The organism is Brevundimonas vesicularis (assembly GCF_027886425.1).
GTDB lineage: Bacteria > Pseudomonadota > Alphaproteobacteria > Caulobacterales > Caulobacteraceae > Brevundimonas > Brevundimonas vesicularis_C.
On record NZ_CP115671.1, the window covers coordinates 847,153 to 864,170 of the forward strand.

Here is a 17,018-nt window from a genome sequence, read left to right on the forward strand (position 1 = left end):
CTGCTTGAGGCCGGTTTCCTCTGACGCCAAGTTAGGCGCCTCACGTCGCGTCAACGCAAGGCGGCTTATTTGGTCAGCCGCCGTGCGCCTTCTGCGCCTTGGTCAGTTCGATCATGCCCTGGGCGGCGCCCATGTCCGGCACAATCTCGCCCGCGCGGTCCGAGATGGCGTTGAAGCGGGCGGCGACCTGTTCTGGCGCATCGTCGCCGGTGACGAAGTCGCCTTGGGTCAGAGTGACATAGGCGCGCTCGAACCCGCCGGCGCCGGCGGCCAGAATGGCGCGGCTCGGCGCCTCCTGGCTGACAAGGTAAAGCAGGCCGGGCGTGACCAAGGCCGGGGCCAACGCCTCCAGCGGCAGGGCGGCGCCCAGATCCTCGGTCATGCGGGTGTGGGCGGTGGGCGCCAGGCAGTTGACGCGGATGTCGTTCTTGGCCCCCTCGATCGACAGGGTCTGCATCAGGCCGACCAGCGCCATCTTGGCCGCGCCATAGTTCGACTGGCCGAAGTTGCCGTACAGGCCAGACGACGAGGTCGTCATCACGATCCGGCCGTAGTTCTGCCCGCGCATGATCTCCCACACCGCCTTTGTGCAGTTGACCGCCCCCATCAGATGGACGTCGACGACGAAGAGGAAGTCCTCGAGCTCCATCTTTGCGAAGGTCTTGTCGCGCAGGACGCCGGCGTTGTTCACCAGGATGTCGATCCGGCCCCACTTGGCCACGGCCTGATCGACCATGGCCTGGACTGCGGCATAGTCCGTCACCGAGGCCGCATTGGCGATAGCCTCGCCGCCGGCCGCCTCGATTTCGGCGACGACCGATTCCGCCGCCGTCGCCGACCCGCCCGAACCGTCGCGCGCCCCGCCCAGGTCGTTGACCACCACCCTGGCCCCGCGCGCCGCCAGAGCGAGCGCGTGTTCTCGCCCCAGGCCGCCTCCGGCGCCCGTCACGATCGCCACCTGTCCGTCAAACCGCATCGCCATATTCGTTTCCTTTCGCAGGCGCCCAATGTGTTGAAACGGCGCCACAGTCGACACAATCGTAGCTCAAGCGCGGAACCGTGCGCCAGCCACGCCGTTCGGCTCGGGAACGCTGTGCCAGTGCGCAGCTTCGCGCAATTCACACAGTGAGGAAGCTATGAAGCTTAAACTTCTCGCCTCTGTCGCCGCAGCCGGGCTGTTCGCAGCCGGCGCCGCATCGGCAGAACCCAATGGCTGGTACGGCGCCATCGACGCCGGCTACCACATGATCGACGATATCAACGCTGAATCGTCCACGACCGGCGCCAACTGGAACTGGGAAGTGAACGACGGCTGGGCAGCGTTCGCTCGCCTCGGCTACCGCTTCAACCCGAACTGGCGCGTTGAACTGGAAGGCGGCTACCGCTCGGGCGACATCGGCAAGGTTCGCGCCGTCACCGGCACGCAAGGCCTGTGCAACCTGACCCCGGCGACGGGCGGCTGCTTCTCGCCCGAAGGCGACATCGAATCCGCCACCCTGATGGCCAACGTCATCTATGACTTCGGCTTCGAATACTGGGGCGTTCGTCCGTTCGTCGGCCTCGGCGCCGGTGTGAACCGCGTCGACACCAACACGATCGGCGCTCTGCGCGCCAACCGTCTGGCCACCTTCGCCGCCGACGACACCTCGACCAAGTTCGCCGCTCAGGCGATCGCGGGTCTGGCCTGGGCCATCGGCGACCGCGCCAACATCGACCTGACCTACCGCTACCTGACGGGCGACGCAAACTTCGCCTCGACGACGGCCGGCACGGGCGTGGGCGCCACGCAGTTCGGCGAATGGGACGGCGACTACGACCAGTCGCACACCGTGACCCTGGGTCTGCGCTATAGCTTCGGTGCGGAAGATGCTCCGCCGCCGCCGCCTCCCCCGCCGCCGCCGCCGCCTCCGCCCCCGCCCCCGCCCCCGCCCCCGCCGGTCGCTCAGACCCCGGTAGCTCGCCAGTTCGTCGTCTACTTCGACTGGGATCGTTCGGACCTGACCGCAGAAGCCCGTTCGGTGGTGACGCAGGCCGCCAACTACGCCAAGTCGGGTCGTCCGACGCGCGTCCTGATCGTCGGCTACACCGACACCTCGGGTTCGGCCGCGTATAACCTGGGTCTGTCCAACCGCCGTTCGCGCACCGTCGCGGACGCCCTGGTTGCTCAAGGCGTCAACGGCGGCGTGATCGCCCTCGACGGCAAGGGCGAAACCAACTTGGCCAAGCCGACCGCCGACGGTGTGCGCGAACCGCTCAACCGCCGCGCGACCATCGACATCAACTTCTAAGACTTTTCGGTCAGTGGTTGAGGTCACTCAATCACCGATCCGCGACGCATAAAGCCGTCGTTTCAAAGACATCGAGCCGTCGTCGCCGTCAAGGTGGCGGCGGCTTCGCTGGTAAAAGCAACGTTTAAATCGCCACGTTTCAGAATCTTTGAACTTGGGGTATTTTTCATTGATCGTAAAAGTTGGTCACGACAAAAGGGCAACATGCTTTTTTTGGACAAACTCTTCGGTTGCAACGGCCGCGCCAAACCGCTTTCTAGTCCACCATTGTATGAGTGGGCATGATGGCGGACGTGCGTTCGTCTTCTAGAGTTCTGTCAGCGCGACGGCGTTGGCGCTATCGATTAAGGGCAGATTACTTTCGGCCGAGCGTATCTCTGCGACTGCGTTCAGCGGTGCTTTCCGACCCAGCGGTCATTGCTGCCTTCCCCGCAAAATGGCAAGGCGGTCAATACCGCCTATCCGGCCGCAGGTTCCTGATCGTTTCGGCCCCCTTCGGATCGTTCGGAGTCGCATTAGCCTCGGTGCTCGAGGCGCGCGGCGCGCTCGTCAATCGCATGATCTTTAACGCCGGCGATGCGATGAACTGGCGAAGACCAGGTGGACTGGTGTTCAAGGGGACGGCGAAATCCTGGACCGATCGCCTAGCACGTATTGCCGACAATTTCAGCGACGTTATCGTCTTTGGCGAGGTCGGAGCCTACAACCGTGCGGTACTTGACGCAGCTGAAAGCTTGAGCGCGCGTATTTGGGTCTTGGAAAACGGTTATTTTCGTCCTGATTGGGTGACAGTTGAGCGCGACGGCGTAAACGGTTCTAGTGCGCTGCCAAGATTCCGCGACGGCTATCCTGAACCGGCGCCGAAGCTGCCTCAGCCAGTCGCGGTCGGGAAAATACTACCTTATCACGTCGCCAACATCAGCGCCTATCATACGGTGCAGGTCGCTGGGAAAATGTTCTTTCCCAACTATACAGCGCCGTATGTCTTTTCACCGCTCAAACAGTGCCTGGGCCATATCCGACGCTACGTCAGTCTTGCGTTCCGCCGGCCTGAGAACTGCGATGCCGACATCATCAGGGCCAAGGGCAAGTTTTTCATCGCCTGCCTGCAACGGGAGGGCGATGCGCAACTGCTGCGTTATTCTCGATATACCGACAATCGCGCTTTCCTGACCGCCATCATCGCCAGCTTTGCTGCGAATGCATCGCCGAAGACGCGGTTGGCGGTCAAGAACCATCCCCTAGACCCCGGTTTGGTCAATCTGCGCGCAGTCACAATGCGGCTTGCCCGAGAATATGGCCTAGAGGGTCGTGTGGATTTCATCGACGGCGGCAATCTAGCCTCGCTTTGCCGCGCATCGATGGGCATGGTCGTCAACAACTCCAGCGCCGCGTTGTCGGCGCTGGGCTTCCACACGCCGGTCAAGGTTCTGGGCAACGCCTTCTTTGACTTCGAGGGGCTGACTGACCAGAAACCGCTGGATGCTTTCTGGTGCGCACCCGATGCGCCGGACAGCGACCTGTTCATACGTTTCCGCGCGCATGTGATCGCCCAGAGCCAAGTGAACGGCAATTATCATGAGCCGCACGCCATCGTGCCAACGGCGAATGGCATCGCGGACATTTTTGAGCGGGCGTCAGCCTAGCCCAGCCCCCAAGGTGTGGCGCCCAGACCACCCTCTGTCTCTGTCATATTGTTGTTACATAACTGTCGCCCAAGATTTCAACATCGGCCCTAGAGGGGGGCTGGATTGCGACAGGCGATGGACGTCTGCCGCCAAAAAGGCCGTCGGCGCCGTCCATCTGGGGATAGATGTAATGATTACTCGTAAAAGCCTTATCTGGGCGACCACCGCCCTTGCCGGCTCGCTGGCCTTCGCCGGCGCCGCCTCCGCTCAGTCGACCGGTACGGAAGCGACCGAACTGGACCAGGTCGTTGTCACCGGCCAGCGTGGACCGCGCTCGATCGACGGCGCGATCGTCGCCGAGACGGTCGCGAAGTCGCGGGCATCGATCACCGAAGAGTACATCTCGACCCAGGCGCCGGGACAGACGATTCTCAACTCGATCAATCTGTTGCCGGGCGTGAACTTCACCAACAATGACGCCTTCGGCTCTTCGGGCGGCGATCTCACGATCCGCGGCTTCGACTCGGCGCGTATCTCGCTGACTCAAGACGGCGTTCCGCTAAACGACACCGGCAACTACGCCATCTATTCCAACCAGCAGCTGGATCCGGAACTGATCAGCCGGGCGACTGTCAACCTCGGTACCACCGATGTCGATAGCCCGACGGCTTCTGCCACAGGCGGCACGGTCAACTATTCCACGCGTCGTCCCGAGCAGGAGTTCGGCGTCATTCTGCAGCCGTCGATTGGCGAAACCGGCTACCGCCGCTTTTTCGGCTTGGTCGACACGGGCGCATTCGGCCCTTGGGGCACGACTGCCTGGTTCTCGGCTTCGAAGACCGCGTATGACCACTTCATTGGTGCCGGCGGTGTCGACAAGACCCAATACAACGCGCGTATCTATCAGCCGCTCGGCGACAACGGCGACTTCCTCTCGCTGACCGCCAACTACAACGAAAACCGCAACAGCTTCATCGCCCGCAAAACGCTGGCTCAGTTCAACGCCGGGACGGCCTATGAGTCGGGCAATACGCTTCCGTCTGCTCTGACGAACATCAACCCCTCGAACACGGGCAACATCCGCGGGGCTTCGCGCTTTACTCTGCGCGACAATCTGGTTCTGACCATCGACCCGTCCTTCCAGTACGTGCTGGCGCACGGCGGCGGCACTCAAACCATGAGCGAAACCGACCCGCAGCTGATCGGCAACTCCACGGCAGCCGGCGTCGATCTGAATCGCGACGGCGTTATCAATGGCGCCACGCGGGTCACCCTGTTCCGCCCCAACATCACCAACACGCACCGTTACGCTCTAACCAGCTCGCTGATCTGGGACATTAACGATGACAACCGTCTGCGCCTCGCCTACACCTACGACAATGGTCGTCACCGTCAGACGGGCCAGTTCGGCTACATCGACGCCAACGGCAAGCCGGAAGATCCCTTCGCCGGCCGTAACGGCACGCCGGTCAATCTGCCGGACGGCACTATTTTGCGCCGCCGCGACCGCCTGTCCTACGCCAAGCTGAATCAGATCGCTGCTGAATACCGCGGCAACTTCTTCAACGACGCGATCAGCCTAGACCTCGGCGTTCGTGCGCCGTACTTCGATCGCGAGCTGAACAACTACTGCTATCAGCGCGACACTTTTAACGCCTACTGCACCACCGAGGCGGGCACGCCGGTCGCCGGTACGGACCTCGTCACGTTCCCGGCCTCCTCGATGAACAGCAGCGCAGCGAACCGCTACGGCAAGCCGCGTTCGTTCGAGAAGAAGTATGACGCGGTTCTGCCGAACGGTGGCGTGACTTGGCGCTTCGCCGACCACAACTCGGTCTATGCCAGCTACGCCGAAGGTTTCTCCGCGCCGCGCACCGACGACCTCTATGACGTGGTCGATGTGAACCCGGAACCGGAACGCACCAAGTCCTACGACCTCGGTTATCGGTATCAAGCCGCCGGCTTGATCGGCTCGATCGCTGCTTGGAAGACGGATTACTCCAACCGCATCGTCCGCACCTTCGACGAAGCCGCCGGCCTGTTTCTGACCCGCAACGTGGGTGACGTGACGCTTCAAGGCTTCGATGGCCAACTGGGCTGGTCGCCGTTCGACAAGTTCAACATCACCGGCTCCGTGACCTATACGGACAGCGAAGTGAAGAACGACCTGCCTAACGGCGTGGTGAACGGCGTTCCCGTCTTCATCCAGACCGCTGGCAACCGTCTGGTGGAAACGCCGGAGTGGCAATACGGCATGCGGGTCGCCTACTCGGTCGGTCCGTTCGACCTGGGCCTGCAAGGCAAATACGTTGGTGAGCGGTTCTCCAACGACATCAACACCGAAGTGGCGCCCGACTACACGACGTTTGATCTCGACGTTCGTTACAACCTGGCCAGCCTCGGCAATGGCGGTTCTTACATCCAGTTCAACGTCATCAATCTGTTCGACGAAGAATACCTCGCGGATATCTCGACCTCGACCACCGGTTCGGCCAGCTATCAGCTGGGCGCCCCCCGCACGGCGATGGTCACCCTGCGCGCTTCCTTCTAAGCGTACGTTCGACTCAAACGACGAAGGGCGGCCCGTTCGCGGGCCGCCCTTTTTCGTGGCTGACGTTGAAGTCGGGGGCGCTTGGGGCCATATGGCGCGGCTCCCAGTTCGGCCCTTCTTGAGGACGCCCGCATGACCGATCCGACTGCTGCCGCCATCCCCGCCGAATGGGCGCCGCACCGCGCCATGTGGGTGGGTTGGCCCAGCCATGCGGAATATTGGTTCGAGGCGCTGGAGCAGGCGCAGGACGAGGTCGAAGGGCTGGTGAGGGCTCTGGCCGGACCGGGCCGCGAGCAGGTCAGGCTGATGGTCGGCAAGGCCGAGGCTCTGGCCGACGCCCAGGCGCGCTTTGCGGGCGTGGCGAATGTCGAGGTTGTGCCCGGCGAGTTCGGCGACGTCTGGCTGCGCGATACCGGGCCGATCTTTGGCGCGGGATCCAGGACGGCCGCCGCCTTCAAGTTCAACGGCTGGGGCGGGAAGTACGACATGCCGGGCGACGACCTGGTCGCCGGCCAGATCGGCCGACATGCGGGCGTGGACCTGACCTGGAACGACTTTGTCATGGAGGGCGGGTCGCTGGATCATGACGGGGAGGGGACCGTCCTGACCACGCGTCAATGCCTGCTGAACCCGAACCGCAATCCGGCCTGGAACCAGGATGAGGCCGTCGCGGCGGCGGCGCTGGAGAAGGCGGTCGGCGCCAAGGTCGTGGTGTGGTTGGGCGACGGTCTGCTCAACGATCACACCGACGGGCACGTCGATAACCTGGCGCGGTTCGTCGCGCCGGGCATGGTGGCCTGCCCGGTCGCCTGGGGGACGAACGACGTCAACGCCAACGTCTACGACGCGACGGCGCGCGATCTGGCGGCAGTAACGGATGCGGCGGGCCGTCGGCTGAAGGTCGTGCGCATCCCGTCGCCGGGCCTGGTGCTGGACGAGGACGAACGCCCGATCCCGGCCAGCCACATGAACTTCCTGATCGCCAACGGCGCCGTGATCGTTCCGACCTATGGCGATGCGCGCGCCGCCGACATGGCCTGTCAGGCGTTGAAGGACGCCTTCCCCGATCGTGAGATCATTCCGCTGCCGTCCAACGCCATTCTGACGGGCGGCGGCTCGTTCCACTGCATCTCCCAGCAGGAGCCCGCATGACCCGCAACATCACCGTCGCCGGCATCCAGACCTCGTATGGCGAGGACATGCAGGCGAACATCAACAAGACCATCGCCTTGGTGCGCGACGCGGCGGGGCAGGGCGCGCAGGTGATCCTGCCGTCGGAGCTGTTCCAGGGGCCGTATTTCTGCGTGTCGCAGGAAGAGCACTGGTTCGCCCAGGCCTATGAGTGGCGCGAGCATCCGTGTGTTGTAGCCATGGCGCCGGTCGCCAAGGAACTGGGCGTGGCCATTCCGGTTTCGATCTTCGAGAAGGACGGGCCGCAGTATTACAACTCGCTGGTCATGCTGGACGCCGACGGCGAGGCGCTGGGCGTCTATCGCAAGAGCCATATCCCCGACGGCCCCGGCTATCAGGAGAAATACTATTTCCGGCCGGGCGACACGGGCTTCAAGGTCTGGAAGACGCGCTTCGGCAAGGTCGGGGTCGGCATCTGCTGGGACCAGTGGTTCCCGGAAGCGGCGCGGGCGATGATGCTGATGGGCGCCGATGTGCTGATGTATCCGACCGCCATCGGCACCGAGCCGCATGATGCGACCCTGCACACGGCCGAGCCGTGGCGGCGGGCCATGCAGGGCCACGCGGTGTCCAACGCCGTGCCGGTCGTCGGCGCCAACCGGATCGGTCATGAGCGCGTGACCGAGGTCGGCCAGACCTTCTACGGCCATTCCTTTATCGCCGATCAGCAGGGCGAACTGGTCGAGCAACTGGGCGCTGAGGAGGATGGGGTGCTGGTGCACCGCTTCGATCTGGACGAGCTGGACAAATACCGCGCGGCCTGGGGCTTCTTCCGCGATCGCCGGACGGACCTGTACGGAGCGCTGACGGGCAAGGGCTGATTTAGCCCCGCATCGCCTCGACCGCTGCGACCAGTCGGTCGAGGTCCGCCGGCGACGAAAGCCGGTGATCGCCGCCCTCGATCAGGTCCAGGCGCACGTCGCCGCCGGTCAACCGTTCGACCAGCTCGACCTGATGTCGCCAGGGCACGACGTCGTCGGCGCGGCCTTGCAGGATGTGAACCGGCGCGGCGACGTCGATCACGCCGTCCAGCAGCAGCCAGTCGCGCGCCTCCTCGAACATGTGCCGCGTCAGGACGTATTCGCCCAGCCCTTCCTCGACGATCAGGGTCTCGCCCTCGCGCAGGATGGCCTGACGCTCGTGGTCCGCCAGGCCGGGCCACATCAGCCGCTCGGTGAAGTCCTGGGCCGGATTGACCAGGACCATGCCCTTGATCCGGTCCGGCCGCGCGAGGGTCGCCAGCAGCGAGACCCAGCCGCCCATCGAGGAGCCGACCGGAATGACCGGGCCGGACAGGCTATCGATCAGGGCGATGGCGTCCTCGCGCCAGCGGCCGATGGTAGCCTGTCTCCAGTCGCCGGTGGACTGGCCATGGGCGAAATGGTCGTAGCGGACGAAGTTCCAGCCGCGTTCGCGTGCGGCGACGTCCAGGGCCAGGGCCTTGGTCCCCTCCATGTCCGAACGAAAGCCGCCCACCCAGATCACGGTCGGGCCGCCGCCTTCGACGCGTTTGAAGGCCAGGGTTTCGCCATCGGGGCGGGACAGGTGCTGGATGTCGGTCATGGCGCCGTTCTGCCCGGACTTTCCGCCGTCGTCACCCTTGACCGCGACGCGCGATGGCGGAACACAGACCCATGTCCGCACCCCAGGTCCTGTTCGTCACCTCCAACCGCATCGGCGACTGCGTCATCTCGTCCGGCGTGATCCGCGAGATCGCGCGTCAGGTCCCGGGGGCCGAGATCACCGTCGCGTGCGGTCGGCCGCCCGCGCCCTTCTTCCGCAATGCGCCCGGCGTGGTGCGCACCATCGTGCTGGACAAGAAGAAGCTGTCCGGCCACTGGCTCGATCTGTGGAAACAGGTCGTCGGCACGCGCTGGAATCTGGTGATCGACATCCGGGGTTCGGCGCTCAGCTATCTGATCCCGGCGAAGCGGCGCATCGTCTATAACCGCTCGTGGGAGACGGGCCTGCGCAAGGTCGAGATGGTGTCGCGGCTGATGGGTTCGCCGACGCCGCTGGATCCCGAAATCTTCCTGGACGATCAGGCGCGGGCCAAGGCCGCCGCCGTGATCGATCCGCAGCTGGCGGGCGGCGCGGGTCCCGGCCCGATAATCGCCCTGGCCCCCATCGCGCATCAGCCGGGCAAGAGCTGGCCCGCCGATCGCTGGGGCGCGCTGGTCGAGAAGCTGAAAGCCGAGCCGCGCTTCAACGGCTGGCGCTTCATGCCGGTGGGCGGGCCGGGTGACCGGCCCCCGGCGACCCCGGCTTTGGAGGCGGCGGGGCCGCGCGGCATCGATTTCGTCGGCAAGGGCGACATCCTGGCCTCGGCCGCCGCCATCGATCGGGCCGATCTGTTCGTCGGCAACGATTCGGGTCTGATGCACGTGTCGGCGGCGCTGGGCCGGCCGACCCTGGGTCTGTTCGGTCCGACCGAGTGGTGGCTGTATGGACCGTGGGGACCCAAGACGCGCACGGCGGCGTCCAACGAGACGCGCGGCCAGTTCGCGCCGATCGAGGACCTGACGGTGGATCACGTCTTCGACGCGGTGCTGGCGCTGCATGACGCCTACATCGTCGAAACGCCTGCGAACCCTTGAAAAATCGGGGCTCGCGGCGCATATTGCCGGCCTTGAGGGGAACGTGGCGATCGCCGCGTGCATTCGCTCATCACGACATACGCCTTCTCTGACCACATAAGGAAACGACGCCCATTCGCCGTCCCATGCAAGCGCCACCCGTGAAAGACGGGCCGCGTATGAACCAGGATATCCGCGCCCCTCGCGTTCTGCTCATCGACCAGAACGGCGAAAAACAGGGCGTCATGCCCACCTCCGCTGCTCTGGAAGCCGCCGAGGAAGCCGGGATGGACCTGGTCGAGATCGTCTCCACCTCAGAGCCGCCGGTGGCCAAGATCCTCGATTACGGCAAGCACCGTTTCCAGGAACAAAAGAAGAAGGCCGAGCAGCGCAAGCGCCAGAAGGTCGTCGAGCTGAAGGAGATCAAGCTCCGTCCCAACATCGACACCCACGACTATGAGGTGAAGGCCAAGGCCATGCACCGCTTCTTTGAGGAAGGCGACAAGGTCAAGGTCACCCTGCGCTTCCGCGGTCGCGAAATGGCCCACCCCGAACTGGGCATGAAGCTGCTGAACAAGGTTCAGGCCGACTTCGACGAAGTCGCCAAGGTCGAGTTCTCGCCCAAGATGGAAGGCCGCCAGATGATCATGATCCTGGCCCCGCGCTGATCGCGATCCATCGCTGAATACGAAACGCCCCGGTCCCACGACCGGGGCGTTTTTCTTTGCTGGAGAAACGGCTAAGCGTGGGAAATGACGAACGCCGATACGGTCGCTGCGCGCACCCCGCCGCCCAAGCTCAAGACACCGGCGTTGGCCGTGTTGTTCGCGACGGTGTTCATCAATCTGGTCGGGTTCGGGCTGGTGGTGCCGTTGCTGCCGTTCTTCGCCCAGAGCCTGAAGGCCGAGGCGTGGCAAATCACGCTGATGTTCTCGGCCTATTCGCTGGGTCAGTTCTTCGCCGAGCCGTTCTGGGGGCGGTTGTCGGACCGGATCGGACGAAAGCCCGTGCTGTTGATGACCCTGATCGCCAATGCGCTGGGCTATCTGATGCTGGCCTTCGTGCCCAACATCTGGCTGGCGATCGCGGTCAGGCTGTTCACCGGCCTGGGGGCCGGCAACATCTCGACGGTTCAGGGGTATGTGGCCGATGTGACCCCGCCCGAGCAGAGGGCCGGGCGGATGGGTCTGATCGGGGCGGCGTTCGGCCTCGGCTTCATCGTCGGGCCGGGGCTGGGCGGATTGCTGACGCAGCCGCAGCTGGGACGGCTGGGCTATCAGCTGCCGATCTTCCTGGCGGCGGCGTTAGCGGCGGTCGCGGCGGTCGGCGTCGTCGTCTTCCTGCGCGAGAGCCGGGCCAAGGCCGATCCCGCCGCGCCGCGTCCGGCCTTCCTGGCGGGCCTGAAGGCTGCGCGCGACAACGCGGTGGTGTCGCGCGTGCTGGTCGTGACCCTGATCTATATGGCCGGGTTTTCGGCGATGGAGAGCGTGTTCGGCCTGTGGTCCGAGAGCCGCTATCAATGGGGCGCGCGCGAGGTGGGGCTCAGCTTCATGATCGTGGGCATCGTCTCGACGCTGAACCAGGGGTTCTTCGCCGGGCGGCTGGCGCGGCGTTTCGGCGAATCGCGCGTGCTGGCCACCGGCATGCTGCTGTTTGGCGCATCGCTGGTGTTGCAGGTGCTGGCGTCGGTCGCGTGGTTTCCCGCGACGCGGCTTGAGCTGGGCGCCCTGACGATCCCGGTCGTCCAGGGCTGGATCATCCCGATCGTGATGGCGATCGGCGCGTGCGGCATGTCGCTGGCCATGCCCAACATCTCGGCCATGATCAGCCGCGCCTCGCCGCCGGATCGGCAGGGGGCCATGCTGGGTCTGAACATGGCCTCCAGCTCGGTGGCGCGCATTTTCGGGCCGATGATCGCAGGCGCGCTGTTCTCGGGGTTGGGGCATGACTGGCCCTTCGTGATCGGGGCGTTGCTGACCCTACCGGCGGCCCTGATGGCGATCAACGCCGGGCGCGTCATTCGCAGCAGCGAGGGCGGCGTCAAAGCCCCGGCCTGACTCGTCTTGCAATGGCGGCGCTCTTCACGTAGAAGCCGCGCCTTCGCGTACCGAACCGCCAGGCGAACAGGCATGCCTGGGCGGTTCTTAAACTCTGAGGAAACACCGCAAGACGGGCTCAAGTAGCTCGAAGGGCGGTAGCCCCTCAAAAAGGAGACTGAAATGCCGAAACTGAAGACGAAGTCGGGCGCCAAGAAGCGCTTCAAATTCACGGCCACTGGCAAGGTTAAGGCCGGCGTTGCGGGCAAGCGTCACCGCTTGATCAGCCACAACTCGAAATACATCCGCCAGAACCGCGGCACCTCGGTCATGGCCGACGCCGACGCCAAGAAGATCAAATCCTACATGCCGTACGCCTGATCGGCGCGCGCTGTACGACTGATCTCCATCCCAAAGAATTTGAAGGAATAGCGACATGGCTCGCGTTAAACGTGGCGTAACCTCGCACGCCAAGCACAAGAAGGTTCTGGAGCAGGCCAAGGGCTTCTCCGGCCGCCGCAAGAATACCATCCGTACGGCCAAGGCCGCCGTCGACCGCGCCGGGCAATACGCCTATCGCGACCGTCGCGCCAAGAAGCGCAACTTCCGCGCCCTGTGGATCCAGCGCATCAACGCCGCCGCCCGTCTGGAAGGCTTCACCTACAGCCAGTTCATCAACGGCCTGAACAAGGCCGGCATCGAACTGGACCGCAAGGTTCTGGCCGCGATCGCCGCTGACGCGACCGGCTTCAAGGCCGTCGCCGATAAGGTCCGCGCCGCCCTGGCTTAAGGGCCGCGCTCAAGCCGCGAGCGATCGCGTCGCGAGCGTAGCGCAAGAAGAATGACGCCCGCTCCGGTTTCCGGGGCGGGCGTTCTTCGTTTCAGGCCGCCTTGGGGACGTGCGATGCCTGGCTCTGCGCCAGCACCATGCGGATGGCGTTCAGAAGGGCGTCGGGCTGGATCGGCTTTTGCGCCACGCCGTTCATGCCGGCGGCGATATAGTCCAGCTCGTCGCGCTCGTCGGCGTTCGCCGTCAGGGCCAGGATCGGCAGGGCGCCGGCCGGACCGGGCAGGGCGCGGATAGCCCGCGTCGCGGCGACCCCATCCATCACCGGCATCTTGATGTCCATCAGGGCCAGGTCGAACGGACGGGTCATTACGGCGTCCACCGCCTCGCGCCCGTTCTCGGCCATCTCGCAGGTGCAGCCGAACATCTCCAGCAGCTTGCCGGCGACGAAGCGGTTGGTGGCGTTGTCGTCCACCACCAGCACATGCAGGGTGTCGTGCGGCGTCGGCTCGGCCATGGCGGGGGCGGGCGCCGCGCTCTCGGTTGCGACGCGCAGCGGCAGGCGCACCTGGAACCGCGCGCCGCCTTGGGGCGAGGCGCCCAGCGAGATCGCGCCGCCCATCCGTTCGGCGATCTGTCGACAGATGGCCAGGCCCAGGCCCGCGCCCGCCCCCTCGCGCCCGGCCTTTCCGGTGTTGAAGGGATCAAAGATGGTCGCGGCCGCCGCCTCGGGCACGCCGGGGCCGCTGTCGTCCACGGTGAAGATCACCTCGCCGTCGGCGTGGCTTTCGATCAGGGCGACGACCTCGCCCGTCCGGGTGAACTTCAGCGCATTGCCGATCAGGTTGTTCAACAGTTGCTTCAGCCGCATCCCGTCGGCCTGAACGCAAGGAACGGCCAGGTCGGTGCGGATGGTCAGGGCCAGGGCCTTTTCCTCGGCCCGCGCGCGCCACAGGGCGTCGATGTCGAAGGCGACCGCCGCCAGGTCCAGCGGCTCCTCCTCCAGCGTCAGCATGCCGGCCGAGGCGCGTGACATGTCCAGCGCGTCGGTCAGCAGCCGCAGCAGGCTCTGGCCCGAATCGATCACGGTGCGGACGTAGGGGCGCAGCTCTTCCTGCTCCAGCTTCTTGTCCATCAGGGCTGCGACGCCCAGCACCCCGTTCAGGGGCGTGCGGATCTCATGGCTCATCACCGCCAGAAACTCGGACTTGGCCCGGCTGGAGGCGACGGCCTCGGCCTCGGCCAGGGCCAGGTCGCGGGCCAGGGCGCTCATCTCCTCGGCCCGCTGGCGGTGCAGGGCCGCGCCCGCCTGAACCACCTGCAGCGCCGTGCCGACGCCGACATAGCGGCCGCCTGCCACCACGATGAAGCCGGTCAGCAAGGCGCCCAGCTCAGCCGCACCATAAGCCTGGAAGAAGGCCTCGGCGCTGGTCGCCGCCTCCGCCACCGGCGCATTGCGGTCCATCAGGCTTTCGGCGGGCCTTCGGGCATACAGGGCGCGTCCGAACTCGGCCGCCATCCTCAGGGTGAAGGCGTTGCGTTCGATGATGCCTAGGGGGCGGCCATCGTCATCGACGACAGCCAGGGCCAGGGTGTTCGGCTCGGTCTGGAACCGTTCGAACACATCCGCGCCCGGCGTGGACGGGGCCACGGGTGCGATCAAGTCGACGAAATCACCGATCAGCGGCATCAAGGTCCTCGCAAGTCCGGAGGCCTGATTAGACGGTGATATTTAACGCCAGCTTTGCCGTTCATGAACCTTTCGCGGCGGGTTTTCGACAGTCGATCCGTGGGCGGATGGAAAGTCGCTGTCGCGCGACATATTCCCTCGCGGCCGCGGCTTCGATAGCCTTGCCGCATGATGCGCACCCTGATCTGCAGCCTGGTCGCCGCCCTCGCCCTGATCACTCCCGCCGCCGCGCAGGATCGACGCGTCGCCGTGACCTTCGACGATCTGCCGTTCCAGACGGATGCGACGACCCTGTGCGATCCGGCGCGCCTGATGACGATCACCCAGGACTTCGTCGCCATGCTGAAGCCGCTGGACACGCATGGCGTCGCCTTTGTCAATGCGGGCAAGGTGTGCGAGGCCCAGCGCGCCAGGCTCCTGCCGCGCGTGCTGAATGTCTGGCTGGACGCCGGTCTGGACCTGGGCAACCACACCAACACCCATCTGAACATCCACACGACGACGGTTGAGGCCTACCTGGCCGACGTGGACGCCGGGGCGCCGATCTTGCGCGACGTGCTGGCGGCGCGAGGCCAGTCCTTGCGCTGGTTCCGCCACCCCTATCTGTTCACCGGCGAGACGCAGGATAAGCATGACGCCATCGCCGCCGGCCTGGCCCAGCGCGGCTATACGATCGCGCCAGTGACCCTCGACAACAACGACTGGATGTTCGCCGACGTCTATCGCAAGGCCGAGCAGATCGGCGATCAGGCGCTGATGCAGCGCATCGGTCAGGCCTATGTGGCGCATATGGCGACTGTGCTGGATTTCTTCGAACCCTACAGCGCCGAGGTGGCGGGCGGGCGTGAACCGGCGCAGGTGCTGCTGCTGCATGCCAACAGCCTGAACCAGGCCTGGTATCCGCAGATCCACGCCCTGTATCTGGCGCGCGGTTATCGTTTCGTGCCGCTGGAAGAGGCGCTGGCCGATCCGATCTACCAGCACCCTGACACCTATGTCCGCGCCAACGGAATCTCGTGGCTGCACCGTTGGATGCAGACCGACGGCCGGCCCATCCGCTGGGAGCCGGAACCGCCCGCCTGGATCGTTGCGGCCAACAAGGCGCCGGCGTCGGAACTTCAGGCCATCGCATCGGCCCCTTGAAGGGTGACGAACGCGCGCGAGAACGCTAAGGCACAGCGCAAATGACCGATCTCGCCACACTTGAACTCGACCTGATCAACGCCATCGGCGGCGCGGAAACCGTCGCCGCCCTGGAAGAGGTGCGCGTCGCCGCCCTGGGCAAGTCCGGCTCCGTCTCCGGCCTGCTGAAGGGCATGGGCGCCATGAGCCCCGACGAACGCCGCGAGCAGGGGCCGATGATCAACGGCCTGCGCGACCGCGTCGCCGCCGCCATCGCCGCGAAGAAGATCGCGCTGGAAGCCGCCGAACTGGACGCGCGTCTGCTGTCGGAACGCATCGACCTGACCCTGCCGGCGCGTCCGCGCAGGAAGGGCGGGGTCCATCCGACCATGCAGGTGATGGACGAGATGATCGCCCTGTTCGCCGAGATGGGCTTCGCCGTGGCCGAAGGTCCCGACATCGAGGACGACTTCCACAACTTCACCGCCCTGAACTTCCCGCCCAAACACCCGGCGCGGGAAATGCACGACACCTTCTTCCTGAAGCCGGACCCCGAGACGGGCGAGCGCAAGGTGCTGCGCACCCACACCAGCCCGGTGCAGGTCCGCACCATGATGAGCCAGAAGCCGCCGATCCGCATCGTCGCGCCGGGCCGCACCTTCCGCAAGGATTCCGACGCCACCCACACGCCGATGTTCCACCAGATCGAGGGTCTGGTGATCGACCGTGACATTCACATGGGCCACCTGAAGACCACGCTTCAGACCTTCATCGCCCGTTTCTTCGAACTGGACGCGGTCCAGGCGCGCTTCCGTCCGCACCACTTCCCCTTCACCGAGCCCTCGGCCGAAATGGACATCCGCTGCGACCGGTCGGGCGGGAAACTGGTGTTCAACACCGGCGACGACTGGCTGGAAATCCTGGGCTGCGGGATGGTGCATCCCAATGTGCTCAGGAACTGCGGCATCGACCCGGACGAATATCAGGGCTTCGCCTTCGGCATGGGCGTGGATCGGCTGGCCATGCTGAAATACGGCGTGCCCGACCTGCGCCCCATGTTCGACGCCGACACCCGCTGGCTGTCCCACTACGGCTTCTCGGCCTTCGCCGCCCCCAACCCGGCCTCGGGCCTGAGCTGAACGAGTTTCA

The 17,018-nt window shown here is 65.2% G+C and carries 15 protein-coding genes; 12 read left to right on the forward strand and 3 right to left on the reverse strand.

All coding sequences use genetic code 11. The features are described from left to right. Positions 1–73 precede the first annotated feature (73 nt). On the reverse strand, positions 74–982 hold the full coding sequence (locus PFY01_RS04240) for an SDR family NAD(P)-dependent oxidoreductase (protein ID WP_271042542.1): 909 nt from the start codon (positions 980–982) through the stop codon (positions 74–76). A gap of 154 nt (positions 983–1,136) precedes the next feature. Between PFY01_RS04240 and PFY01_RS04245 the strand changes: the two genes are divergently transcribed. From PFY01_RS04245 to aguB, 5 genes are all read left to right on the forward strand, one after another. Further along, positions 1,137–2,288 (forward strand): OmpA family protein, encoded by a 1,152-nt coding sequence (locus PFY01_RS04245; protein WP_271042543.1) that lies wholly within the window; start codon positions 1,137–1,139, stop codon positions 2,286–2,288. Positions 2,289–2,569: 281 nt separating this feature from the next. Further along, a complete protein-coding gene (locus PFY01_RS04250; RefSeq protein ID WP_271042544.1) occupies positions 2,570–3,934 on the forward strand; it encodes a capsular biosynthesis protein in 1,365 nt (454 codons plus the stop codon). After that, positions 3,867–6,467 carry a TonB-dependent receptor gene (locus PFY01_RS04255; RefSeq protein ID WP_271042545.1) on the forward strand — a complete coding sequence of 867 codons (2,601 nt, stop codon included), beginning with the start codon at positions 3,867–3,869 and terminating at the stop codon, positions 6,465–6,467. The genes PFY01_RS04250 and PFY01_RS04255 overlap by 68 nt, the downstream gene beginning before the upstream one ends. A 132-nt stretch (positions 6,468–6,599) precedes the next feature. Beyond that, a complete protein-coding gene (locus PFY01_RS04260) occupies positions 6,600–7,619 on the forward strand; it encodes an agmatine deiminase family protein (RefSeq protein ID WP_271042546.1) in 1,020 nt (339 codons plus the stop codon). Beyond that, the gene (aguB, locus tag PFY01_RS04265; RefSeq protein WP_271042547.1) at positions 7,616–8,479 is read left to right on the forward strand and encodes an N-carbamoylputrescine amidase; all 864 of its coding nucleotides are present in this window, start codon (positions 7,616–7,618) and stop codon (positions 8,477–8,479) included. The genes PFY01_RS04260 and aguB overlap by 4 nt, the downstream gene beginning before the upstream one ends. 1 nt (position 8,480) lies before the next feature. Here the strand turns inward: aguB and PFY01_RS04270 are convergent, their stop codons facing one another. Continuing rightward, a complete protein-coding gene (locus tag PFY01_RS04270; protein ID WP_271042548.1) occupies positions 8,481–9,221 on the reverse strand; it encodes an alpha/beta fold hydrolase in 741 nt (246 codons plus the stop codon). A gap of 71 nt (positions 9,222–9,292) precedes the next feature. On the opposite strand from PFY01_RS04270, the gene PFY01_RS04275 reads away from it, so the two are divergent. From PFY01_RS04275 to rplT, 5 genes are all read left to right on the forward strand, one after another. After that, on the forward strand, positions 9,293–10,255 hold the full coding sequence (locus tag PFY01_RS04275; protein WP_271042549.1) for a glycosyltransferase family 9 protein: 963 nt from the start codon (positions 9,293–9,295) through the stop codon (positions 10,253–10,255). A gap of 125 nt (positions 10,256–10,380) precedes the next feature. After that, the gene (infC, locus tag PFY01_RS04280) at positions 10,381–10,902 is read left to right on the forward strand and encodes a translation initiation factor IF-3 (RefSeq protein ID WP_055752751.1); all 522 of its coding nucleotides are present in this window, start codon (positions 10,381–10,383) and stop codon (positions 10,900–10,902) included. Between the two features lie 84 nt (positions 10,903–10,986). After that, a complete protein-coding gene (locus PFY01_RS04285; RefSeq protein WP_271042550.1) occupies positions 10,987–12,291 on the forward strand; it encodes an MFS transporter in 1,305 nt (434 codons plus the stop codon). Between the two features lie 162 nt (positions 12,292–12,453). Then, the gene (gene rpmI / locus PFY01_RS04290) at positions 12,454–12,651 is read left to right on the forward strand and encodes a 50S ribosomal protein L35 (RefSeq protein ID WP_003166435.1); all 198 of its coding nucleotides are present in this window, start codon (positions 12,454–12,456) and stop codon (positions 12,649–12,651) included. Between the two features lie 55 nt (positions 12,652–12,706). Continuing rightward, positions 12,707–13,060, forward strand: coding sequence for a 50S ribosomal protein L20 (rplT, locus tag PFY01_RS04295; protein ID WP_017506327.1), 354 nt, complete (start codon positions 12,707–12,709; stop codon positions 13,058–13,060). 91 nt (positions 13,061–13,151) lie between these two features. Here rplT and PFY01_RS04300 read toward each other — a convergent pair whose 3' ends face one another. Further along, the gene (locus PFY01_RS04300; RefSeq protein WP_271042551.1) at positions 13,152–14,747 is read right to left on the reverse strand and encodes an ATP-binding protein; all 1,596 of its coding nucleotides are present in this window, start codon (positions 14,745–14,747) and stop codon (positions 13,152–13,154) included. 168 nt (positions 14,748–14,915) lie between these two features. On the opposite strand from PFY01_RS04300, the gene PFY01_RS04305 reads away from it, so the two are divergent. Further along, positions 14,916–15,890, forward strand: coding sequence for a polysaccharide deacetylase family protein (locus PFY01_RS04305; RefSeq protein WP_271042552.1), 975 nt, complete (start codon positions 14,916–14,918; stop codon positions 15,888–15,890). 41 nt (positions 15,891–15,931) lie between these two features. After that, positions 15,932–17,008 carry a phenylalanine--tRNA ligase subunit alpha gene (gene pheS, locus PFY01_RS04310; RefSeq protein ID WP_271042553.1) on the forward strand — a complete coding sequence of 359 codons (1,077 nt, stop codon included), beginning with the start codon at positions 15,932–15,934 and terminating at the stop codon, positions 17,006–17,008. The last annotated feature ends 10 nt before the right edge of the window (positions 17,009–17,018 follow it).